We start from the raw sequence: 21937 nt of genomic DNA on the forward strand, positions 1-21937 counted from the left end.
GGTGGAATCCTGCTTACCAGAAAAGCGACTTAAATTAGAGCTTTTAATTATATTGAAGAATAAAAAATCCCCCTATTAGAGGAGGACTTTTTTTAATGTAGATCAATTCTATGATTTTTTGATTTCTTTTCCATATTGATCGGCCATCACTTCGACCAACTGATCCAGCTTGATGTATTTTTTAATCACGGCATCAATGTCGGCTTTCGTCAGTTGGGCAATCGCCTGATCACGTTTTTCACGGTAAATCAGCTTACGATCTTTTTCCAGTTGAGGAACCAACATACTGTGAATACGGCGATCATCTTCCAGTGCATTGACACGTTTTTTCAGAATGCTGGCTTTGGCCGCTTCCACTTCCTGTTCAGTTACGCCACGTGTTAGCAGCTCATTGAGTACCTGATGCACCGTTTGAGAAACCTGTGCAGATTTACCTGCGGTATAATTGGCACCCAGTGCCAAAGCACCTGAATCGGCCCATTCATTAAACTGAACATGGGCACTAAAACCGTAGACCAGCGCATTTTTTTCACGTAATTCCTGAGCCAAACGGGAAGACAGTTGAGAGTCACCCAGAATATGACGGAAGACTTGTAAAGCAGGTACATCTGCATGGTCTGCCCCCACCGGGAAGGTCAGCAATGCCTGATAACTACCGAACTCACGTTGTTCAGATAATGCATGAATTTTTTGGGCTGGATAGCTTCGATATTCTGATTTCAGGCGTTCATAAGGCTGTGCCGCTTTCCAGTCCGCGAAACTATTTTTCAGCATTTTCTGTATAGATTTTGGCTGAAATTCCCCAGTCACTGCAATGTGTGCATGATGCGTTTTAAAGAATTGCTGATACAAAGCGACCACTTGCTCACGAGTGGCTGCTTTAAACTGCCTGGTGGCCAGTTCAGGTTCAAAATGGAAACGAATGTCACCGGGTTGATACACTTCAATGGTTCGCGCCATAGTCAGGCTCGACACCGTATCTGGCTCGGTATAAGGACGATCCAGACTGGATAAGGTCTGACCCTTGATCAAGTCAAACTGGCTTTGCTCAAATGCAGGGTTTTTTAGTACATCAACCACATATTGGAAAAACTCTGCAAACTTCTCTTTTTTGGCACTGATCTGTATGTTCAGGCCATTACTCGATGGGCTGGCAGTCGCTGAACCGCCTACTTCGATAATTTTGTCAGCAATCTGCTGCAAGCTCTGGCTTTCCGATGAGCGCAGCATTAAATACGCGGTCAGATCCAGAATCTCGCCTTTATTCATCAGGCTTTGCGCAGTCCCAAAATCCAGAGAAATTGTGGCATACACCTTGTCATCGCGAATATTGGTTGGGAATAGCGCGTATTTAATGCCATTTTTTAACTTACCACGCTGAATCTGCTTGTCCTTAGCAGATAAATACTGCTTGGATTGCGCTACATACTGCTTCACTTCCGCCTGATAAACACTGACATCCTTTAAAGGCTCTTCAGTCTCAACCTGTTGGTCCAGTGTTTTTTTCGGTGCTTCCGTCTGTGTCACTTCCTGCGCTTTTTTCTGATCTTCAGGTGTTGGCAGGATATTGCCAGAAATACGATATTCAGGTTTTAGAAAACCTTTATAGACCTGATTGACCTGACTCACATTCAGGTTTTCAATCGCATTCAGATCTTTAAAATACTGGCTCCAGTCACCCGAATAAGCCACGGCATAATCACTTAAACGTGAACCTAATGCAGTCGCGCTATTTTTAATATTATCAGCCTGATTGCGGGTCAGGTTTTTAACTCGGTTTAATTCGGCATCGGTAAATGGCTGGCTTTGCTCTACGCCTTGAATCAAGCTCTGTTCCACAGTTTTTGGCTGATGATTGGGTGCATAGATCGCGCCCATAAACACCAGATTAAAGTCTTTATCCAGCCAGGTACTGGATTGCACCATGGTCGATTTTCCACTTTCCACCATGCTCTGATATAAATGCCCGCTCGGTTGCAAGGTATAGAGCGTCGGTGAAACAGCCAAAGCAGTCTTGATCTTTTCATCCGGGCCATTCAGATAAATATTGAATTTGGCCAGATCACTGCCCTTTTGCACAGTAAATTCACGCTGTTGAATCTGCTCAGGTTTTAAAGCCGGAACTTTCACTTGCGCCGGTACACTTCGCGATTGAATCGGACTGAAATGGCTATCAATCTGCTTTAATACTTCCGCCTTATCAAACTTGCCTGAAATGACCATAAAGGCATTATTCGGTGCATACCAGCTCCTGTAAAACTGGTTCAATTCCTGCATATTGATGGATTGCAGCTCATTCAGATCACCAATCGGTAACCGACCCAAATACTGATTGCCATAAGCCGACTTGAACACCTGATCCATGAGTACTGAAAATGGCTGATCCAGACGAATTTCGCGTTCGCGCTTTACAATATCAATTTCGGTCGGTACATATTTTTCCTGAAGAACCAGCTGATCCATACGCTCGGCTTCAAGGAAAATTACTTCACTGAGCGCCGTTTTTTCAGGACGAATGACATTGGTATATTTGGTTGAATAATAATCGGTACTGGCATTGGTCATTAAGGTATATTGATCGAGCCGACGCTGAAATTCATCACCTTTGACATTTTTAGTGCCTTTAAAAGCCAAGTGTTCCAGCAGATGCGCCAGACCACCTTTTCCTTTAGGATCATTCAGTGAACCGGTCAAATACACCGTATTCATAAAAATTTTATTTTCTTTATCATTCGGTGCCAGGATAATTCGTAAACCATTATCAAGACGATATTCCTCCACATTCTGTTCAGTTTTCACCAAAACAGGTTGTGCAAAACTCAGCGCACTACAACCCGACAACAAAATCGCCAAGCTTAAATTCTTATAACGTACCAACATTATTCATCCAGATTTTAAATGTAAATTTTTATTCGTGCTCATTTTAGAGAATGATTCTTATTCTGAATAGTCTTTTCTAAATTGAATCATTAAAATAACATGCCGCCTTGCCTGACGACATGCATATCTATGTAATCAGAGATTAAAGATAAAGTTCAGCCTGCATATATAATTTGCCATAACCCGAAATTTCAATTCGTTCCTGATCTTGCAAGGCACAATAAAGTACACCACCGCGCGCTGATGCCTGATAAGCGACCAGTTCATTTTTACCCAGTTTGTCTGCCCAAAGTGGCGCAATTCCGGTGTGAATAGACCCTGTGACCGGGTCTTCATTGATTCCGTTACTCGGTGCAAAATAACGTGAAATACAATCATATTGTGTATCTTGCGAGGTAATCGCGACATCTAAAAAGCTATTCTGAGCAGTAATCGCGGTACGCTTGCCATTTAATTGTTTTAATAATTCAAAATCAGGTGATTCATCTAGCACATCCTGTACTGACTCATATTCGACAATATAACCTTGTGCATTCAGATAAACCTGCTTAAACGGTTTGCTCAATGCCTGTCTTAAGGCTTCAGGATATTCTGTGACGGCTACTGCGCGGCGAATTGGAAAGTTCATTCTGATCTTGCCATCTGTATCCTGATCAACCACAAAGATCCCCAGATCTTTCACATGAAACTGGATCGTTTTTGCCGTACCAAATTGATTGAATAATACAAAGCTGCTGGCCAAGGTTGCATGACCACAAAAATCCACCTCCTTGGTCGGGGTAAACCAGCGAATAGCATAATTTTCTGCATCAATTATTTTCACAAAAGCTGTTTCAGACAGATTATTTTCCAAGGCGATATTTTGCATCAGTTCATCTTCGAGCCAGTCCTCCAGCACAATCACCGCAGCTGGATTTCCTTTAAACAGTTCCGTGGTAAACGCATCGACCTGGTACATTTTCATTTTCTGAAGTCCTCAATATCACAATCTCTAGTTTAAAAGCTTTTTTGCAAGAGTGAACTTGAATATGCTAATAATCTAACTAATCTAGCCACTTAAATACACCAATATAGTGAATGATGCGGTATGACCAATCCCCATCTTCAAAGTATTCTCCTAGAAAAATCCTATCGGCTAGGTAGGCTGAGCCTACATGATGTACCTGAAAAATTGGCACCATCTGGCCTAAGGTTATTTAAATTCTCTGGTTTTGATATTTCTCTGGGCAAGGCTGTGCTGCATGGATACTCTGCGAGCTGATTCCCGGGCCGCATAACCAGCAAATGCATGATCTGTTTATTGGCAAGATGATTGCTGCCTATGCCGATGATCAGATCTTCCGCGACAGTCACTGACATTATCATGTAGTGAGTGAAGAATGGAAAAGTACTCATCATGTGACTGGTGGACAATTTTATAGCATTGGCAAGGCGGTAAGCGTTGATGATTCGGACGTATAATTTTTTAAATGGGACATAAACAAAAATTATCCCGGATGAGCAGATAATATCTGCAAGCCCAGAGCATCTGAAATTATGCTACTTTATTCTCAATCTTCATTTGGTCTAATGCGCTATGATGCCTTTTAAAATTCACTGTATTGATGTCCAGAACTCGCTGCAAAATTATATCTGGTTGCTGGAACATACGGCTTCTCATCAGGTCGCAGTCATTGACCCGACCGAAGCAGGATTGGTGCAAGATTATTGTGCCGAACACGGTTTAATCTTAAGTCAAATCTGGTTAACGCACTGGCATAAAGACCATATTGGCGGTGTGCCCGGCTTAATTCAGGGACAAAATCTGCCTGTTTATGGCCCGCGTGCAGAACTCAGTAAAATTCCGTTTATCACGCATCCACTTGAGCATGAAGAACAGTTCAGCTTTCATGGGGCAGATGTTCAAGTGATCGCAGTACCAGGCCATACATTAGGCCATATCGTTTACTTCATTGATGCGATTGATGTGCTGTTCTGTGGCGATACTTTATTTGCCATGGGCTGTGGCCGGGTTTTTGAAGGTACTTATTCACAGATGTATCATTCACTGTCACGTCTGGCAGCCTTACCGCCGCGTACGCAGGTCTATTGCACACATGAATACACCCTCTCGAATGCCCAGTTTGCCAAACATGTCGAACCGGACAATCAGGCAATTCTGGAACGCTTCGAGCATATCGAACGCTTGCGTATGTTAGGCCAGTGCACGCTGCCAAGCAGCATTGAAGATGAATTACAAACCAATCCTTTCCTGCGTGCGGATAGTGTGGAAGAGTTTCAGCGCTTGAGAACCCTGAAGGATCAGTTCTAGAGTTAAAGATCCATATTAAAGAATCTGGTGACTTTGCGCATAAGCATCCAGTTCGTCTTGAGTGACGACACGCACTGCCTGCATTTCGTCAACACGTACCAGCAGCAAACCAGCTAAGGCCGGTTGATAACGACGTGCACTACCAAACGGCGTATAGGCTACTTTCGATTGCACTGTAAAATTCAACCAGTCCTCATGTCCCAGCATCACAGCAACCGGATCTAAGCCCTGTTGCTGCATCCATTCAATTTTCTGATTCACATTGTGTTCAATCGTCAGCTCAGTCATGGCAATCGTATTTAATTCAAGAATTACATTTTTGATAGTATAGGGCATGCATCTCAAACGATAGCTCAGAAAACCAGCAGCTGCTAATGATCCGATTAAATAATCAATGCAAGCTTAATATGCCGATGCTTCGGCATTCCCTTATTCTTACATTTTATGGCGTTGATAAAGTTCAAATTTAGATCAATAGCAAAATAAGCCTTTGAAATTAAAGTATAATTAAATTTATTTACATGCTATAAAAACTTAATATTTAGTTACAACCTATTCAATATGATAAAAATCATTTACTTAAGTCATAAACTGCTTCTTTAGCGAGCATACGATGTTCACTAAACATTCAAATTAGATTAAATTAATTAAATATGGGAATTTGCCCTTTAAAACAAAATTTCTCACCCTTATTTAAGATAGAACAATGATGAAGGAGTGATCTCGTGAAAAAAGTGGTTAAAGCTAAAAATCTGATTGCATTTCGACTATGGTTAGAAAAATTAGGATATTCCGTTCGCACCCTGGCTGATGATCGTGGTTTCAGTTTCAGTTTCAAAAAAGAATACGGTCTGGTCACCTGTGATCTGGCCGGCAATGCACTCGCGATCCAGCTGGGTGAGGAATTTGAAGATCATTTAAAAGCCTGATGCAGGTTATTTTCAATCAAAAAAATAAATAAATTATTCCACTGATTCAGCAACTCTATTCTCCAATCTTTAGCCCGTTTCGATGGGCTTTTCTTTTTATCTTGATTAAATAAATTTCAGGCAATAAAAAAGCAAGGCATCAGCCTTGCTTTAATATGATGGTGGGGACGGAGAGACTCGAACTCTCACACCTCGCGGCGCTGGAACCTAAATCCAGTGCGTCTACCAATTTCGCCACGTCCCCATCAGGGTACCAACTTAGCGTTGGATTTTTCAAACTTTGGCAGAGGATCAAGGACTCGAACCTTGACGAACGGTTTTGGAGACCGTCATGCTACCATTACACCAATCCTCTACTCGGCCAGTTTACTCAATTGCTCAAGTAAATTGGTGGGGACGGAGAGACTCGAACTCTCACACCTCGCGGCGCTGGAACCTAAATCCAGTGCGTCTACCAATTTCGCCACGTCCCCAATGGCTGTGTATATTATAGAGATAGACCGTCATTGACAAGCGATTTTACAAGCAATCACATTCTATTCCGCTAGAAATTAAACAGTTAATTATATTTTTTTACTTTTGATAAAATTTATCAAGACAATTTGACTCTTTGAAGACGAAACCACAAATTCAGTATTTTAAAAGGTCTCAGCTTTATTTTGTGTCATAAAAACCAAAATGTATAAAAAACAAACTACAGATCAAGCCTTATATTGTATGGCCTCGGCATTCAAAATAAGGCAACCATGCTTTTTATATAACTTCCGTCACACACGTTCTATCAAGCAAAATAAAGATTTAAGAATAAGATCAATGAAAATTGCTGTATAAAATTTCAGGCAATAAAAAAGCAAGGCATCAGCCTTGCTTCAATATAATGGTGGGGATAGAGAGACTCGAACTCTCACGCCCAGAAGGCGCTGCGACCTGAACACAGTGCGTCTACCAATTCCGCCATATCCCCATGGCTGTGTATATTATAGCGATCAGACCCGATTCACAAGCAATTCTGTAGCAGGAAAATACTTTTATATCAAAATTTAAGCAATTAATTCAGTATTGCGTAAATACTGACCTATTTGCACTGTTGTCGCCTAGTTTCATCGAGACAGATCAAATCAATACGCACCACAGGAGAATCACATATTCAAATTTAGACTTTAGCTGACTTGGATAATATCAATTATTGCATCTAATAAAACAAAGTTTCCTGAAGTTCTGCCCTTTCCTGAGCATTGACCCGTTTTCTAACGTTCTTTAACAGACTAAACCTATGCGTAAAAGACAGCAAAATTTTACAGCTTAAAAAAGCTGGTATAAATTTCAGGCAATAAAAAAGCAAGGCATCAGCCTTGCTTTAATATGATGGTGGGGACGGAGAGACTCGAACTCTCACACCTCACGGCGCTGGAACCTAAATCCAGTGCGTCTACCAATTTCGCCACGTCCCCATCAGGGTACCAACTTAGCGTTGGATTTTTCAAACTTTGGCAGAGGATCAAGGACTCGAACCTTGACGAACGGTTTTGGAGACCGTCATGCTACCATTACACCAATCCTCTACTCGGCCAGTTTACTCAATTGCTCAAGTAAATTGGTGGGGACGGAGAGACTCGAACTCTCACACCTCGCGGCGCTGGAACCTAAATCCAGTGCGTCTACCAATTTCGCCACGTCCCCAATGGCTGTGTATATTATAGAGATCATTTCCAGCTGACAAGCCGTTTATAAGAAAAAAACACTCGTTTGATTAAATAAGAAACAATCCCGATTTTATTGTATTTTTCTCATTCGATTTCAGTCACTAAGTAGTGTTTAACCGCTTTAAAATCTGCCAACCGATGCTGTTTTTGCTTGCCTAGCATCAGCGCTAACAACTTTTCAAAAATCTGAATTTGTTCAGGCAACTCAACTTTTAGGCGCTGACAATGTAAAAACGCCCAATCCAGATAGTCAGTTGCCTGCAAGCGCTGTCCACTCAGCCATTCATAAAAAATCACGCCCAAAGCATAAACTTCGCTCTGCAAGCTTTTGGCTTTTCCTTGGAATAATTCCGGTGCCATATAACGTGGTGTCGCATTAAGCTTATGAACTTCAAGCTGATCCAGAGGCTGGACGTGTTCAAAATCAAGTAGACATACCCTACCCTGATCATCAACAAAATGCTCCCGCTTTAAATCCGCATGCAAATAACCCAGCTGTTGCAGGCAGATTAAAGGTTCTACCGCTTGCAGCAAATGTTGTCGAATCTGCGTTACAGAAAGTTGATCTGGCATGATCTGAAAATGTGCTGGTGCATCGACCAGAATCAAAGCCTGCTCAAATTGTTCATGTTGAATGGTGAATGGCTGTTGAATGATTTGATGCGGAAGGAAAAAGTTCAGATCACTCGAACGGCTATGCGTTTGATAAAAATTCAGCTCCTGCTGCCAGCCCAGCTCTGCATGCGGAGATGATATTGAGCTGTCAGATTTAGTCGACACTTGAGTTTTTAGCCAGGATGCGGGCTGACCCGCAGCATAATACAGGCGTCGGCCAAAACCCAGACTGTGGGTTTTCGTTCTTGGTTGAAAATCGAAAGTATCAAGATGATCTAAATTAAGTGGTTGCAATATATTCAGGCTTTGGATCAGCAGTATATTGATAATTTAGCAGTTCCAGACAATGCTGAATAGTTTTCCCCACCCGTTCCTGAGTCTCGATTAAGGAAATTTTTGGCCAAGTGGCCCGTTCGCCTTCGCGCTGCAAGATTTTAAAGAGATAGGGCCGTGGATTTTGCAGCATATAGCTATAGTGGCGCAGGCTATATTTACCGACAATATTCACATCGCCATAATAACGCTGATCGACCACCCCATAGCCGTGATCGAGTATGCGGCGTACAGGTGGCAAGCTTCCGGCATGTTCCCGGGCAAAATCCATCATTCCTTTGGTAATCACCGCACCCTGACGGCGTACAATCCGTTGTGGCCAGCTTAAGGTACCTTTGCGGAAACGTGCGACATCATCTTGCATAAATGGCACGATATGCGGATTGACCTGGCTGGCGATGGTGTAATTGATATTGTACAGCCGGGCCATTTTTTCCTGTGGAAAATCACTGCGTACACTGCCATCGACCCAACGTGTTGCTCCCATATAAGGGGTATATTCACCATCATAACGCTTACTGGTCAAACGTACTGGCGGAAACAGAATAGGGACTGCACAAGAGGCCAATACCGCACTCCAGACCAGCACATCCGGAGAAGTATAGGCATTTAAAATACGGGCATCCTGTGCTGAATCATAAGGGGCAACAGCAATATTGATATGCAGACCTGAGGTTTTGAGTGCTTCTTCAAAGGTCAGATCGCCTAAATTTTCGACCAGAAATTTTTTCAGGTATTTGACATCTGCCAGACCTCCATTGCCTTTCAGCAATTCACTCATGGTTCGGAAATGAAAAGCCTCATGAAAAAAATTATGCCCCTTCAAAAGATCGACATACTGCGAGGGTTTGGATACACCCAACATTGCCGTCATGATGGCACCTGCACTAGAACCTGACATGACCTTTGGCAATAAATCCTGCTCCATCAGAGCCTTACAAACGCCGGTATGAAACAGACCCAAGGTCGAGCCACCGGAAAACATCAAGGCTGGCTGACCATAAGCACGCTGACAGCCTTTGAAGAATTCAATTTTTTCTTCCATATTTAAACAGCTACAGTCTGTTGAAGCGATATGTGCCAGCCCCTGACTAACCTGCTCCACATAATCTTCAATAATTCTTTTGGTGCCGACATAGGCTTCGGTGAACAATAAAGGATGGGCAATATTGGCGATATCGTAGCTTAGACCTTCGCGCAGAATATACATCAGGTCGTGGGTACGTTTCTGTTGTCTATAGCGTCTTAATTTACCCAAACGATGCGCAATAACTTCTGCATCAAAATAGGGAGAACTATTGTCGAATTTCCATTCTTGCGCCCCGGATTCTTCATCTATTTTTAGCGCAATATATTTCCATTCCTCATAGGACTCAGCTTGTTGCAGCTGCTGCTTGAGTTTTTTAATACGATAGGCCTGATGTGGATTAATGTCCTGAGTAAAATCTTTAAACAGCATCTGCCTTCTTCCCTATATTGTATTTTTCATTCATCTTGCACTGCGTAGAAAATATGCACCGATCTGTTCATAACAACAATAGCGAAAATTCTCTGCTTTAAGCAAATTATCACACTTTTCAGGCTTTGACTGTGAATTTTAGGGTGATAGTATCCTAGACATAATTTTAAATCTGTAATGCTGAGATCATGGCGAAAATTGAGTTACCTGACAATATCTTGAATACCCTTTCGACTGTTCTGCTGCAACTTCAGCAAAGCCTACCCGAGCTGAAACATGCTCCTGATTTTTCTGCACATGCCTATAAATGGCAACAGGGTGAACTCAAGCCCATTCATCAGCTTAGACAGATGGAACTGGCCGATTTAAAAGGGATTGAGCGACAAAAAGAAAAAGTCATCCAGAATACTTTACAGTTCTTAAATGGCTTGCCTGCCAATGATGTCTTGCTGACTGGTTCGCGTGGCACCGGTAAATCCTCTATCGTTCGTGCCCTGCTGACCGAATACGCAGCGCAAGGTTTACGCCTGATTGAGATTGAACGCGATGACTTGTCAGAACTTCCGGAAATTCAAAAACTGATTGCAGACCGTCCTGAAAAGTTTATTGTCTATTGCGATGATCTGGCCTTTAACGCAGAAGATGAAAATTATCGCAGTTTAAAAAGTGTATTAGATGGTTCATTGCAATCGGGTTCGAGTAATTTTGTGATTTATGCAACCAGTAACCGCCGCCATTTACTGCCAGAATTTATGCATGAAAATACGCCTGTCACCCGGGTCGATGTTCCGCAATATACTGAGCTACATCCTCAGGAAGCAATTGAAGAGAAGATTTCGCTATCTGACCGTTTCGGCTTATGGCTGTCTTTTTATCCAATGGATCAGAATTTATATCTGGAAATTGTAGAGCATTATCTTAAAAAGGCTGAGATGGAATTGACCCCGGAAACCCGAGCCGAAGCCTTGCGCTGGTGTCAGGCACGCGGTCAACGTTCGGGACGTGCCGCGTATCAGTTTTCCAAGCACTGGATTGGGGCAACTCAGTTGAATAATCTGGAACAATAGAAAATTCAAAAGATCAGGCTCAACGTAAATATCGCTTTGGGCCTTCTTAGATTCGCATTTGAAGTGCAACACCATGTTGTTGCCATAATACCTGACTCGGACTTTTAAAGCCGAGTCTTTTATCTTGTGTATCATGCAATTTTTACTCTGAATCTACTAAATCAAACCATCTAAATCAGCAAATGCATCGCGGTCCCATAGATATGTAGAACCTTGAGATTTTTACCTTCATTGCTAACATCTTCAGCAGTAATGCATTTTGCTCTCATATGTTCATCAAACTGACAGACTGGGTTCTGATCATAAACATTGAGTAAAATCTATGGATATTGCATTGGGTGAATATCTTTTAATGCCTCTTTAAACAAGACTCGACCAATCCTACGCTTTTATGCAGCTTTCAATACATATAACGCTATAATTTTGGCAATGCCTTTTGCTTCACTTAGCGAAACATCAATAAAGCCCTGAATATGCCCTGCTCCTTCTGTAACCAATAGAATATGGTTATTGAGCTTGAGCACCTGCAATCATAAAGCAAGCCGTGTATCTAGCTTATATTCCGCCAAAATAGGTAGATAGAGCATCTGCTGACAGGTTTCTTGCCCGCTCTGCACATGCGCTTGTGCAATAACTGCCACATCTTCAATTGTCGCAGGACGAATCATTCTTGATCCCTTTATCATTCATTTTATTTTTAAATTCTCCAATACTTCTTTGAAAAACACTATCTTATTAATCAAAACCTTGAAACTAAACATGATACATAGATTTGCCATTCCTCATAAAATGAGTTGACAGATAAAAGCTGAATATTGTGCTACTGGATATAACTTAGTGAATATCACAGCTAAATTGTGTTGGTCGCACTTCAACTTGTTCAGCATCACAGTGAACATTTACTATTACGTCATCACCAATACCAATACATGCATTACTTAAGACCCATAAATTATTTGTATAAAATTGCCAATTTCCTTCACCACGACAACGATACTGTACCTGCTTCAAACGGCAATCCGAATACACGTGATCTGGTCGTGTTGCACGTCCAACTACACCCACCAAATGCACACGTGGACGCCCTGAACTCCCACAACGAAGTGCACCTACACTGGTTCCATTACGTACTGCATTACGATATTGTAATAACTCAATTTTCTTTCTTGCTTCTTGCTCTTCTTTCTCGACTTGAGCCAGTTTACGTTTAAGCTCCTTTTCTTTTTCACTTAAACTTAACTGTTCTTTTTTAATTTCTGATTTTTTTTGATCATTATTTTTAATTACTGAATCAGTATTCTCACCTCTTGCCTTACGCGCTGCGTCTGCAAGATCCACCATTTTTTGAGCTTCTGCTGTCCGGTGTTTACCCAACAAATCGACCTGTTTTTGAATTTCTTTTTGTTTTACCGAGTTTTGATAAGTTTCACCATAGGTTCGCCCCCACTCTCCAGAAGGAGGTCCAATCATTACATATTCTGCAGAAAGACCTGTGGTGGTAAAGAACGATATATAAATTAAATATTTCTTCATTTGAAAATCAAAAAATCAAGCTTTTAAGTTGTATTTATATATTACCTAATACTGCTAAAAAAAGAAAAATACTAATCTTTAAAGTAGAGGAGTTTTATTTTAAAATAAAACGATTTATTTATTTGGCTTTTTATACATGAATTACCTAAAGTCTCTGACTATTATGTCCAGCTGTTTTTTATTTACAACACCACTTATAGCAGCAGAGCAAACTGTAGCAAATGCACAAAAATTTTTAACGATTATATTACCAGACAAAGGTATCCAATCTGGAGATTTAAAAAAATATTTTTCAGATATGGCTGATGAGCATGATGGATCAGCACGACTCGAAGGCTATAGTAAAATTACCAACGTAACTACTATTGATCGTTGTATTAGCAAAATAAATTATGATAATAATAGCTTATCTTTGAGAGTTTATCATGGTGGTTCAATGGTTGAACCGGTAGTATCCCTAAGACCTGACTTACGACTAGGGAGTACCGAAAATGGAATTGATTGGGGAAAGGTTTTAGAAGTTAAACAATCTAAAGAACTTGTTTCTATACGCTTAAAAAATAATGAACCATACACTATTTTTTCATTAGGAAGTGAAGATATAGCGACACGTGTAAACTATGCCATGACATTTCTTAAGCAAAAATGTGATCCAGCGAATGGAACAGGTTTTTAAGTTTAAAAGGCACTATGTTAAACATAGTGCCTTTTTTACTTATAACACACCTGGTGCACTGAAATTATATGAGCGTCGTGTAGGAGCAGGTGCTTGATAAATCGGAGGTGCAGTATATACAACTGGCTTAGGCTTATCATAGTTTATTTTACAAACCCAATAGGTTTGTTGAATATTTGAACATATACAACCTGAAGTAGTCGAACCACGTTGAATTTTCTCATCAGCTTGATTACATGCTTTACTTCTGTCTGCACCCACCCCTTTTGATGTATAATTGTATGCTTGGGTTTCAAAGCTAACAATAGCAGACAAACCAAGACCTAAAATAAAAAAATATTTAGATATATTCATTTAAACTACTCTAATCTTTGCTTAAAAGCGAAGATAACCAATAAAAACACTCACTCTCCCTATTTTAATTTTATTCTATTTATTTAAAACCATAAATGATCAAAAATAAGACAAATAAAAAATATTTTTTATTTGTACACTTTTATAAAAAATTAAATTTATTCTTAATTCCGCCTATCATAGAGCGGGATTCCTATATGATTAAACCATTTTACGGTATCTGTAAGAAAACACTTACTATGGCAGAGTCAAAATAATTTATTATTTGTTGAAAATTTCTACTCAATAAAACCAAGACAATAAAAAAGAGGCTTTCCGCCCCTTTCCTATCTATCTTTAAACCGCTTCAGGATTTTTTAACTCCGTCATCGGCCAACGTGGCGTTGTGGTTACCGCCAAGCCATCCTGCTGCCCTGCTTTCAAACGCTGATAACCGGCAAAGGCAATCATCGCGCCATTATCAGTACAAAGTGCCGGTTCTGCATAATAAACAGTCGCTTTAATTTTGGCTAAATCTGCTTCTAAACGCTCACGTAAGCGCTTGTTGGCACTGACACCACCGGCAATCACTAAGCGCTTCAAGCCCGTCTGTTTCAATGCTTTGACTGACTTTTTAACCAAGGTATCGACAATGGCTTCCTGAAAACTTGCTGCAATATCTGCATCACGGTTTTCATCACCCAGTTTTTTCATTTGTACAGATACAGCAGTTTTTAAACCGCTAAATGAGAATTCCAGCCCTTGATGGAGCATTGGACGTGGGAAAGCAAAAGCAGCAGGATTGCCTTGTTCAGCCAGTTTGGAAATGTTTGGCCCACCTGGATAGGGCAGACCCATCATTTTCGCCACTTTATCGAATGCTTCTCCGGCTGCATCATCAATCGATTCACCCAGCAATTCATACTGGCCAATGCCATAGGCTGCCATCAGCTGTGAATGCCCACCAGAGACCAACAGCGCCACAAATGGAAATTCTGGCGCTGTTTCAGACAACAATGGTGCGAGCATATGCCCCTCCATATGATGAACACCAATTGCCGGTTTGTTCAATGCAAAGGCCAAAGTTCGACCAAACAACGCACCTGTCATTAATGCGCCCATCAGACCTGGGCCACGGGTATATGCCACTGCATCAATTTCTGATTTTTTGACGTCAGTTTGCTCCAATAATTCATTCATTAATGGAATCAGTTTACGCACATGATCACGTGACGCCAGCTCTGGAACCACACCGCCATATTCTGCATGCAGTTTAATCTGGCTATAAAGCACCTGTCCGCGTAAACCCAACTCGCTGTCATACAGCGCAAGTCCTGTTTCATCACACGACGTTTCCAAGCCTAAAACGATCATTAAACTGCCTATAACCTGTATCAATTCTATTGCAGTCACTATTATATGCTTGTGGTATGAGATGTAAATGAGTAAAATACTGACCTTCACTTGTGATCACAGGCATTCGGCCTGCGATCTTATCCATAACTTTATGAGGATTCTTCATGCCACAAGTTAAATTGAAAGAAGGCGAACCAGTAGACGTAGCTATCCGTCGTTTCAAACGTTCATGCGAAAAAGCGGGTGTTCTAGCTGACGTACGTAAGCGTGAATTCTACGAGAAACCAACTCAAGAACGTAAGCGCAAAAAAGCTGCTGCTGTTAAACGCTACCAAAAGAAATTGGCGCGTGAATCAGTACGTACGACTCGCCTTTACTAAGATTAATTTGTGATTGACTGCCTGGATTAAATAATGACGACTTTAAAAGACCAAATCACGGATGTTTTGAAAGCAACAATGCGTGCCAAAGAAATGTCCAAGCTGACGGTCATACGTGGTCTACAGGCGGCAATTAAGCAAATCGAAGTCGATGAGCGCAAAGAACTTGACGACGCTCAAGTTCTTGCGGTCATTGAAAAACAAATTAAACAACGTAAAGAATCGATCAAGGCCTTTGATGGTGCTGGTCGAGAAGATTTAGCTAGTAAGGAACAAGCCGAGGTTGAGGTGTTATCTCAATTTCTACCAGAAGCTATGACTGAGGAAGAACTTGATTCCATCATTGCGCAAACGATTGCAGCGCAAGAAGCTACTAGCATGAAAGATATGGGTAAGGTGATGAATTCTCTGCGTCCGCTCATAGCCGGGCGCGCCGATCCTGCACAAGTTTCAGCTAAAATTAAAGCGAAACTTGCTTAATCCCACTTCTCTAATATTCGATCTTTAACGTTGAACTGACTTTTTACAAAAGACAGTTCTTAACGTATTCTTATTGCAAATAACAATCAACCTGATAACGTTTCAGCAATTGCATCTCTTTTGAAGATTTCACTTCTATAATCACATCCTGTTTAGTTATCTTCTGAAACTGACGATCCAGATAAGCACGATTTTGGTCAGCCGCCTGATATAAGCGATCGGCATAACGTTGCACAATACTACAAAAATGTGAATTCTGTGCTGCGCTAAAACCTTGTTGCTGCGGATTCAAACCACCCAAGAATTGACGCGATTCCTTTTTATAGTCAGTATTAATACGCTCTACCGCGTCTACATACTCAACAGCACTCGCAGCAAATACCGCATAACTCCACCCCAATAGACAGATGCCCAATAATATTTTCTTCATAGCATGCTTCAGATTTAATCGCACTGATCATTAAAAAAAGATTGTAGCCCGATTCAGTATATCCTGACCATATCATCCTGATATAAAAAGCTTAAAACCTGACTAAGGCTTAAATTTTATATTGACGTGCCTGCTGCATCTGTTTCAGGCGTTGGTTAATGGTTGCCGATAAAGATTGATTATTTTTCGCTGTACGCTGTGCATGTAATAATGACTTGATGGCGGTTTCCTCATAACCGGACCAATATTCTACTTCTGCACGATAACGCAGCACATTGGCGGCCTTGATTGCCGATGCTGGCTCTGCATTGGTCGCCAGCTGCATCAATCGCCAGCCACTCACATCGCGGGAATTGGCATTCAAAAACTTTTGTACAATCTGTTTAGCTTGATCAGGTTGCTGGGCACGAATCAAGACTTCTGCATATTTATAATTGAGTGCGCGGTTTTCCGGCATGATCCGCGCTGCCGAAGCCACACTTTTCAACGCTGCATTCAACTGGTTCTGACCTAAGTAAATATCAGTCTGAAACAAGACCAATAAAGGATGCATCTGGTTATGCTTTTTCGCCTGATCTAAAGCAGCCTGTGCGGCCTGAAAATCACTTTGCTGTATCTGGTAGGCAGCCAAAGCAAGCTGACCGGCAAAATTATTCTGCCGATTCATCAAACTGAGCTGCTCCTCACTGGTCTGGCGAGACAGCACCCTGCTATACCATTTGATAATCTCAAAGTCCTGATCATTCAGCTTAGGTTTGACAGCAGGCAGCTGATTGGCACGCAAACGTGCTTCACTCATACGCTCAGTCGTCAGTGGATGGGTGAACCAGAAATCCGGCAGGAAGCTTAAGCGACTGGTCGAGCGATGCATGACTTCGAAGAAGTCAGCCATACTATGCGGGTTATAGCCCGAACGATACATATATTGCATGCCAATTCGGTCTGCTTCACGCTCCTGATTACGACTATAAGTCAGCTGTTTATCCATCAACGCGGCTTGCGAACCCATCATCACCGCAGCACCCGCATCACCATCCGCCTGAGAGGCCACCAACGCCCCGACCAAAATTCCGGCCAATGCCAGCAAACCCTGCCCTTTAAAAGCATCTTGAGAGCGACTGTAATGACGTTGTGTGACATGTGCAATTTCATGCGCCATCACCCCCGCCACTTCATCCATATTTCGGGCTGAATTGATTAAACCAGCATTAAGAGCAAACAGCCCTCCCGGCACAGCAAAAGCATTAATTTGTGGATCATTAATCACCAGTAAACCAATGGGCTGTTGTAACTGAGTCTGACTGAGAATATGAGAAAATACCGACAGCAGCTGGTCTTCCAGCCATGGATTCTGCATGACTGACATTTGCTTATGCACTTCGCGATAGACTTTTTCACCGATCATTCTTTCTTTTTGCTGATCGAGTAAACCCACGCCTGTACCAATATCAGGCACAGAAAAGTGTGCAGTCGCTTGATTAAAATCATGGCTAGAGCTATGCCCTGTCACCATGCACATCGTTAAACCACACGCCAACGCCAATCGTTTCAATGAAAAATCTCTAAATCTATTGTTCTAAGCTGCCTTGAATATAGCATTGAAAAATGGGCATATACGCAAGAAAATGTTATTTAATATTATTGAAACTCAGGATTAACCACATAGCGTGGCACTCGCCCTTCTAAAGCATCCACCAGATTCTGATAGGCCAATTCGGCCATTTTTTTACGGGTTGCAGCCGTCGCAGAACCCACATGTGGCAATGTAACCACATTGTCCAACTGAAATAATTCAGATTCTTTTAAAGGTTCTTTCTGATAGACATCGAGACCGGCAGCAAAAATCTGCTTGGCTTTTAAAGCGTCAATTAAAGCCTGCTCATCAATGACTGAGCCACGTGAAATATTCACCAATACCGCATGTGGTTGCATTTTTTCCAACTCAGCCGCTGCAATCAGCGCTTTAGAATCAGCATTTAAGTCAACCGCAATAACGACAAAGTCGGAACGCTGTAATAGTTCATCTAAGTCAGAATACTGTGCATTCAGGCCTTGGGCCAATTCTGGTTTTTCACGGCGATTATGGTACAGAATATTCATATTGAAACCATAAAAACCACGACGTGCAACTGCAGCTCCAATATGACCCAGACCGATAATACCTAAAGTTTTTCCAAAAATATCCAGACCAAATTGTGCTTCACCGACAGTACGCTGCCATTGTCCTTGTTTGGTCCAGTGATCCAGATAAGCCACTTTACGTGCCGCAGACATCAACAATGTAAAAGCCAGATCTGCCGTGGTTTCAGTCAGTACATGCGGGGTATGGCTGAGATAGATATTTTTTTCATTTAAATAATCAAGTTCATAGTTGTCATAACCGACACTGACACTAGAAATGACTTTAAGCCGGGTGGCAGTCGCCAGATTGTCACGATTCAGCAATCGACCTGCACCAATCATGCCATCGGCATCCTGAACCTCCTGCAAAAGCTGCCGGTTCACATCGCCTAACTTGGGTTGTATATAAGCGACATCATAATGTTGTTCAAGTTTATTTTGAATATCAGCATCGATCTGACTAAATACAACCACTTTTTGTTTCATATTTTTTATTCCAAACTCATATTATTTCAAGCTGGCAGACCTATTTTGCATAAACTGCCATAAACGTTTTTTCAAAATTGGCTGATCCAGCATTTCCTGTAAAGAAGCCAACTGGATTATTTTACTATTTGAAATATAAGGTACAGCTCCCAAGAAAATAATATTTTTCTCGGCACTCATCCCATCGAGAAAACCCTGAATATAAGAGTCCACACCGCGCCCATCCTGAACATTGGCCCAAGGAAATGGCCAGTTCAGCTCACAAAACTCGCTGACCACTGCACGCTGGATATTCGTCCATAAATTCTGGGTTTCTTCAGTCATTGCAGTCGCATCAATCACAATACTGCAATGGGCCAGACTTAAAATCTGCAAACTAAATGGCAGAATTTGTATGATTTCACGCTGTTCCTGAACCAGTACTGGCGTGGGCACTGATACCACAGGCATGACTTCAGCTTCGGGCTGAATAACCGGCTCAGGAATTGATAGATCTGTAAATACCTCGGGCTGCTTGGACTGAGGCAAGACAATGTCACTGTGAAATTCTGGTGCAGCCTGATCACGCCAGATCGAGACCTGATGTGGCTGACATGCGCTGTCCCTAGGAATCCAGAGATCAATTCCTAATGTTGCCAGTATGTCACGCTGATGCCCTATCATCTTTTCATCATCACCAATTTCAGGCTGAACATTTTAGCCGGATTGCCTCTACTTTGCCGAACTTTTTCCGCTTTTCTTTTTTATCCTGATGGATTCTAATACAAAGTCGATCTGCCTGCTAAAAACTGTACTTTTAATACTCAATTAAATCACTGCCTCTGTTATAACAGATGCAGTTTCAAACTGTGAATTGTTGTCTTCTTTTTTACATAATGGTTAAACTGTTTTTCTTCAACATTTGTTGAATAATCTGCTCTGCCTCAAAACCCAAGCGCCAATAAAGCAGTTCCATCACATCCAGTTCGTCCTGAGTCACAATACGGTCGCTCCACAAACAGGCTTCTGCGATACCCAAAATCCCGAGACGTTCACGCAGTAAAAGTCCCGCAATATCATTCAGAATTTCCGCAAGATCAATCGGCTCATCAGAAATTTCATTGTATAAGTCCAATTCTCGAGCCGACAAAATCCGGTTTAAAATGCGTTCGCGAACCTCAAGCTGGTTTCCGCTATTAATCTGCTGCACATGCAACAAGGCATCAATCAGACGCACAATCTGGGGCTTAACTTCATCCAAAGCTGTTGGAATATGTGCGGGCAATAGATTCAGTTCATATTTGACACATTCCAGCAATAAGGCATCGAGCAAGCCAATTTCACCATCTTCCTGAATAATTCGTGCCAGTTTCATCAAAAACTGACGTGCAACTGTGGTGGGCATCCCGCCAATATTCTTACAAGCTTGCTGGAAAATCGAAATATGCACCCGCCCATCCAGATTCAGCAGTGAATCTACAATGGCGCGGCTCACCTCAGCCTCAGTCGGAATAAATTCACGATATTGACGAATCATCAAAATGGCAACCATGACTTCACGCGAGCCGGTCGCCGTCTGCAATGCACGTTCAAGCAACTCCGGACGCGGCATACTCAGCCGCAGCTCTGGATTCAGTGGCTTGATCGCATCTTTAATTGCAAAGCTGATTGGAGATAGACGCAACAACGGCAGAGGCTGTGGCGAACTCCAGCTCATCGCAGTCTCGGGCACCACTTCTTCCAGAGAACGAAATAAACTGAATAAAGGCTGATTCTTGAGTTTCTTCAAGTTCTCGAGCTGCAAATCCTGAATCAGGGCTGGATTTAATTCATAAATTCGTTGATTAATATTTGGGTGAATATTCAACCAGTTTTGCGGACTCAAGGAATTGGCAAAACACATATGTGAAATGGATTCGGCATATTCACTATAGATTTGCGAACCGGAATGATGCACATGAATTCTGAGTAAAGTCTGGATATTGGCATCATTTTGAATCAGGCGGCGAGTTTTCTGGTCATTCTTAAAAGTGCGTCCACCCAGTGAAATATATTTAATAAAGCGTGTGATCAATACCCCCAAACTGCCAATCAGCCAGATTACTGCGCCAATTGCGACATAAAAGGTTTCAAACTTATTTTCACGTCGAATATCAGTTCGATAGAAACCAGATTTGGCAATTTTGCTGCCCCACTGGCTAAAGGTGGTTAAACTGCTATACAAAATTTTTAAGCGGGTATTTTCCGCAGTTTCACCCGACAGAATTTTATTAAATTCGTGACTGAGTAAACCATACAGCTCGACTTTATCCAGAGTTTGTACCGCACCCCAAGTCAGAATAATCGCGATATCTCGCGGGCTAAAACCCGCCGTCAGCGTATTAACTCCAACTTCATCGGGCAGTACATACACCGCCGGAGGTTCAATTAAAAAGGTATCGGCCAGCTGCTGGGTAATTTGCAGTGCCGCACTTTCCTCAGGAATACTTTCCATCGGGCTGAGACGGCGCGCACCCATCTGTTTTGCCAGCGAATAACCGCCATTCCGGAAAAGATAAAATTCATAGATGACCGAGATCAGCATCACACATAACAGCAACGCAATCAGATAAGGACTGAGCATATGCCAGAAAATAGACTGGGTAGAATCAACATAAAAAACGAATAGACCAACAACGGTATTGATAATAAAAATAGTTAACAGCACAGCAATCAAGCAGAAGCTTACAGGCAATACGATATTCTTGTTTTTTATAAAATCATATCCTACGTTGCGCAATGTAGAACCCTAGTTAAGATTATTTTCAATGGGTTCATCATAAAACAAAAAAGCGGGAAATTCCCGCTTTTTCATGATGATTTTAAG

20 protein-coding genes, 7 tRNA genes and 1 pseudogene are annotated in these 21937 nt (G+C 41.8%); 7 read left to right on the plus strand and 21 right to left on the minus strand.

From position 1 onward, the window contains the following. Window positions 1–108: 108 nt before the first annotated feature. Window positions 109–2880: a pitrilysin family protein gene (locus FTV29_RS11610; protein WP_180075531.1), complete on the minus strand. Its 2772-nt coding sequence runs from the start codon at window positions 2878–2880 to the stop codon at window positions 109–111. 142 nt (window positions 2881–3022) lie between these two features. After that, on the minus strand, window positions 3023–3844 hold the full coding sequence (locus FTV29_RS11615) for a PhzF family phenazine biosynthesis protein (RefSeq protein ID WP_005096600.1): 822 nt from the start codon (window positions 3842–3844) through the stop codon (window positions 3023–3025). A gap of 153 nt (window positions 3845–3997) precedes the next feature. On the opposite strand from FTV29_RS11615, the pseudogene FTV29_RS15170 reads away from it, so the two are divergent. Next, window positions 3998–4341: pseudogene (locus FTV29_RS15170) on the plus strand (flavin reductase); the annotation flags it as partial. Between the two features lie 115 nt (window positions 4342–4456). Then, window positions 4457–5191, plus strand: a complete 735-nt coding sequence (gene gloB / locus FTV29_RS11620; protein ID WP_005096598.1) for a hydroxyacylglutathione hydrolase — start codon at window positions 4457–4459, stop codon at window positions 5189–5191. Window positions 5192–5206: 15 nt separating this feature from the next. Here gloB and FTV29_RS11625 read toward each other — a convergent pair whose 3' ends face one another. Next, a complete protein-coding gene (locus FTV29_RS11625; RefSeq protein WP_074383176.1) occupies window positions 5207–5479 on the minus strand; it encodes a hypothetical protein in 273 nt (90 codons plus the stop codon). Between the two features lie 437 nt (window positions 5480–5916). Between FTV29_RS11625 and FTV29_RS11630 the strand changes: the two genes are divergently transcribed. Beyond that, window positions 5917–6120: a hypothetical protein gene (locus FTV29_RS11630; protein WP_005096596.1), complete on the plus strand. Its 204-nt coding sequence runs from the start codon at window positions 5917–5919 to the stop codon at window positions 6118–6120. A 159-nt stretch (window positions 6121–6279) separates the two neighbouring features. Here the strand turns inward: FTV29_RS11630 and FTV29_RS11635 are convergent. The 9 genes from FTV29_RS11635 to FTV29_RS11675 form a co-directional block, all read right to left on the minus strand. Further along, window positions 6280–6364, minus strand: a tRNA-Leu gene (locus FTV29_RS11635). A gap of 37 nt (window positions 6365–6401) precedes the next feature. After that, a tRNA-Trp gene (locus tag FTV29_RS11640) sits at window positions 6402–6475 on the minus strand. Window positions 6476–6508: 33 nt separating this feature from the next. Continuing rightward, a tRNA-Leu gene (locus FTV29_RS11645) sits at window positions 6509–6593 on the minus strand. A 405-nt stretch (window positions 6594–6998) separates the two neighbouring features. Continuing rightward, a tRNA-Leu gene (locus tag FTV29_RS11650) sits at window positions 6999–7084 on the minus strand. Window positions 7085–7486: 402 nt separating this feature from the next. Continuing rightward, window positions 7487–7571: transfer RNA gene (locus FTV29_RS11655), tRNA-Leu, on the minus strand. A 37-nt stretch (window positions 7572–7608) separates the two neighbouring features. Next, window positions 7609–7682, minus strand: a tRNA-Trp gene (locus tag FTV29_RS11660). A 33-nt stretch (window positions 7683–7715) separates the two neighbouring features. Next, window positions 7716–7800: transfer RNA gene (locus tag FTV29_RS11665), tRNA-Leu, on the minus strand. A gap of 107 nt (window positions 7801–7907) precedes the next feature. Then, on the minus strand, window positions 7908–8732 hold the full coding sequence (locus FTV29_RS11670) for a protein kinase (RefSeq protein ID WP_005171527.1): 825 nt from the start codon (window positions 8730–8732) through the stop codon (window positions 7908–7910). Then, window positions 8719–10230 (minus strand): DUF3336 domain-containing protein, encoded by a 1512-nt coding sequence (locus FTV29_RS11675; RefSeq protein ID WP_005171529.1) that lies wholly within the window; start codon window positions 10228–10230, stop codon window positions 8719–8721. The genes FTV29_RS11670 and FTV29_RS11675 overlap by 14 nt, the downstream gene beginning before the upstream one ends. A 188-nt stretch (window positions 10231–10418) precedes the next feature. Here FTV29_RS11675 and FTV29_RS11680 point away from each other — a divergent pair, with 188 nt between their 5' ends. Then, entirely contained in the window at window positions 10419–11297 is an 879-nt protein-coding gene (locus FTV29_RS11680) for an ATP-binding protein (protein ID WP_100329777.1), read from the plus strand. 530 nt (window positions 11298–11827) lie between these two features. On the opposite strand, the gene FTV29_RS11685 is transcribed toward FTV29_RS11680, so the two are convergent. Beyond that, window positions 11828–11965, minus strand: a complete 138-nt coding sequence (locus tag FTV29_RS11685; protein WP_157797501.1) for a hypothetical protein — start codon at window positions 11963–11965, stop codon at window positions 11828–11830. A gap of 166 nt (window positions 11966–12131) precedes the next feature. Beyond that, window positions 12132–12767 (minus strand): hypothetical protein, encoded by a 636-nt coding sequence (locus FTV29_RS11690; RefSeq protein WP_074382962.1) that lies wholly within the window; start codon window positions 12765–12767, stop codon window positions 12132–12134. A gap of 199 nt (window positions 12768–12966) precedes the next feature. Between FTV29_RS11690 and FTV29_RS11695 the strand changes: the two genes are divergently transcribed. Continuing rightward, on the plus strand, window positions 12967–13506 hold the full coding sequence (locus FTV29_RS11695; protein WP_074382963.1) for a hypothetical protein: 540 nt from the start codon (window positions 12967–12969) through the stop codon (window positions 13504–13506). Between the two features lie 39 nt (window positions 13507–13545). On the opposite strand, the gene FTV29_RS11700 is transcribed toward FTV29_RS11695, so the two are convergent. Beyond that, a complete protein-coding gene (locus FTV29_RS11700; protein WP_141667071.1) occupies window positions 13546–13860 on the minus strand; it encodes a hypothetical protein in 315 nt (104 codons plus the stop codon). 336 nt (window positions 13861–14196) lie between these two features. Then, window positions 14197–15213: a tRNA (adenosine(37)-N6)-threonylcarbamoyltransferase complex transferase subunit TsaD gene (gene tsaD / locus FTV29_RS11705; RefSeq protein WP_180075532.1), complete on the minus strand. Its 1017-nt coding sequence runs from the start codon at window positions 15211–15213 to the stop codon at window positions 14197–14199. 146 nt (window positions 15214–15359) lie between these two features. Here tsaD and rpsU point away from each other — a divergent pair, with 146 nt between their 5' ends. Both rpsU and FTV29_RS11715 read left to right on the plus strand, forming a co-directional pair. Then, window positions 15360–15575, plus strand: coding sequence for a 30S ribosomal protein S21 (rpsU, locus tag FTV29_RS11710; protein ID WP_001136722.1), 216 nt, complete (start codon window positions 15360–15362; stop codon window positions 15573–15575). Window positions 15576–15608: 33 nt separating this feature from the next. Next, window positions 15609–16055 carry a GatB/YqeY domain-containing protein gene (locus tag FTV29_RS11715; protein WP_004729943.1) on the plus strand — a complete coding sequence of 149 codons (447 nt, stop codon included), beginning with the start codon at window positions 15609–15611 and terminating at the stop codon, window positions 16053–16055. Window positions 16056–16125: 70 nt separating this feature from the next. On the opposite strand, the gene FTV29_RS11720 is transcribed toward FTV29_RS11715, so the two are convergent. From FTV29_RS11720 to FTV29_RS11740, 5 genes are all read right to left on the minus strand, one after another. After that, window positions 16126–16485, minus strand: a complete 360-nt coding sequence (locus tag FTV29_RS11720; RefSeq protein ID WP_005171551.1) for a hypothetical protein — start codon at window positions 16483–16485, stop codon at window positions 16126–16128. A gap of 109 nt (window positions 16486–16594) precedes the next feature. Then, window positions 16595–18037: a M48 family metalloprotease gene (locus FTV29_RS11725; RefSeq protein ID WP_218946072.1), complete on the minus strand. Its 1443-nt coding sequence runs from the start codon at window positions 18035–18037 to the stop codon at window positions 16595–16597. 86 nt (window positions 18038–18123) lie between these two features. Then, the gene (locus tag FTV29_RS11730; protein ID WP_005096586.1) at window positions 18124–19092 is read right to left on the minus strand and encodes a D-glycerate dehydrogenase; all 969 of its coding nucleotides are present in this window, start codon (window positions 19090–19092) and stop codon (window positions 18124–18126) included. A 21-nt stretch (window positions 19093–19113) separates the two neighbouring features. Further along, window positions 19114–19755 carry a hypothetical protein gene (locus FTV29_RS11735; protein ID WP_180075533.1) on the minus strand — a complete coding sequence of 214 codons (642 nt, stop codon included), beginning with the start codon at window positions 19753–19755 and terminating at the stop codon, window positions 19114–19116. Window positions 19756–19960: 205 nt separating this feature from the next. Further along, window positions 19961–21850, minus strand: coding sequence for a M48 family metalloprotease (locus FTV29_RS11740; RefSeq protein ID WP_180075534.1), 1890 nt, complete (start codon window positions 21848–21850; stop codon window positions 19961–19963). Window positions 21851–21937: the final 87 nt, after the last annotated feature.

Source organism: Acinetobacter sp. YH12254, assembly GCF_013417415.1.
GTDB lineage: Bacteria > Pseudomonadota > Gammaproteobacteria > Pseudomonadales > Moraxellaceae > Acinetobacter > Acinetobacter pseudolwoffii.

What these genes read in the sequence shown, in the direction of transcription:
- FTV29_RS11720 (WP_005171551.1), bottom strand. Translation starts at nt 16,485, where the DNA reads ATGAAGAAAATATTATTGGGCATCTGTCTATTGGGGTGGAGTTATGCG.
- FTV29_RS11730 (WP_005096586.1), bottom strand. Translation starts at nt 19,092, where the DNA reads ATGAAACAAAAAGTGGTTGTATTTAGTCAGATCGATGCTGATATTCAA.
- FTV29_RS11625 (WP_074383176.1), bottom strand. Translation starts at nt 5,479, where the DNA reads ATGACTGAGCTGACGATTGAACACAATGTGAATCAGAAAATTGAATGG.
- FTV29_RS11680 (WP_100329777.1), top strand. Translation starts at nt 10,419, where the DNA reads ATGGCGAAAATTGAGTTACCTGACAATATCTTGAATACCCTTTCGACT.
- FTV29_RS11690 (WP_074382962.1), bottom strand. Translation starts at nt 12,767, where the DNA reads ATGATTGGACCTCCTTCTGGAGAGTGGGGGCGAACCTATGGTGAAACT.
- FTV29_RS11695 (WP_074382963.1), top strand. Translation starts at nt 12,967, where the DNA reads ATGAATTACCTAAAGTCTCTGACTATTATGTCCAGCTGTTTTTTATTT.
- rpsU (WP_001136722.1), top strand. Translation starts at nt 15,360, where the DNA reads ATGCCACAAGTTAAATTGAAAGAAGGCGAACCAGTAGACGTAGCTATC.
- FTV29_RS11615 (WP_005096600.1), bottom strand. Translation starts at nt 3,844, where the DNA reads ATGAAAATGTACCAGGTCGATGCGTTTACCACGGAACTGTTTAAAGGA.
- FTV29_RS11685 (WP_157797501.1), bottom strand. Translation starts at nt 11,965, where the DNA reads ATGATTCGTCCTGCGACAATTGAAGATGTGGCAGTTATTGCACAAGCG.
- FTV29_RS11715 (WP_004729943.1), top strand. Translation starts at nt 15,609, where the DNA reads ATGACGACTTTAAAAGACCAAATCACGGATGTTTTGAAAGCAACAATG.
- FTV29_RS11610 (WP_180075531.1), bottom strand. Translation starts at nt 2,880, where the DNA reads ATGTTGGTACGTTATAAGAATTTAAGCTTGGCGATTTTGTTGTCGGGT.
- gloB (WP_005096598.1), top strand. Translation starts at nt 4,457, where the DNA reads ATGATGCCTTTTAAAATTCACTGTATTGATGTCCAGAACTCGCTGCAA.
- FTV29_RS11735 (WP_180075533.1), bottom strand. Translation starts at nt 19,755, where the DNA reads ATGATAGGGCATCAGCGTGACATACTGGCAACATTAGGAATTGATCTC.
- tsaD (WP_180075532.1), bottom strand. Translation starts at nt 15,213, where the DNA reads ATGATCGTTTTAGGCTTGGAAACGTCGTGTGATGAAACAGGACTTGCG.
- FTV29_RS11700 (WP_141667071.1), bottom strand. Translation starts at nt 13,860, where the DNA reads ATGAATATATCTAAATATTTTTTTATTTTAGGTCTTGGTTTGTCTGCT.
- FTV29_RS11675 (WP_005171529.1), bottom strand. Translation starts at nt 10,230, where the DNA reads ATGCTGTTTAAAGATTTTACTCAGGACATTAATCCACATCAGGCCTAT.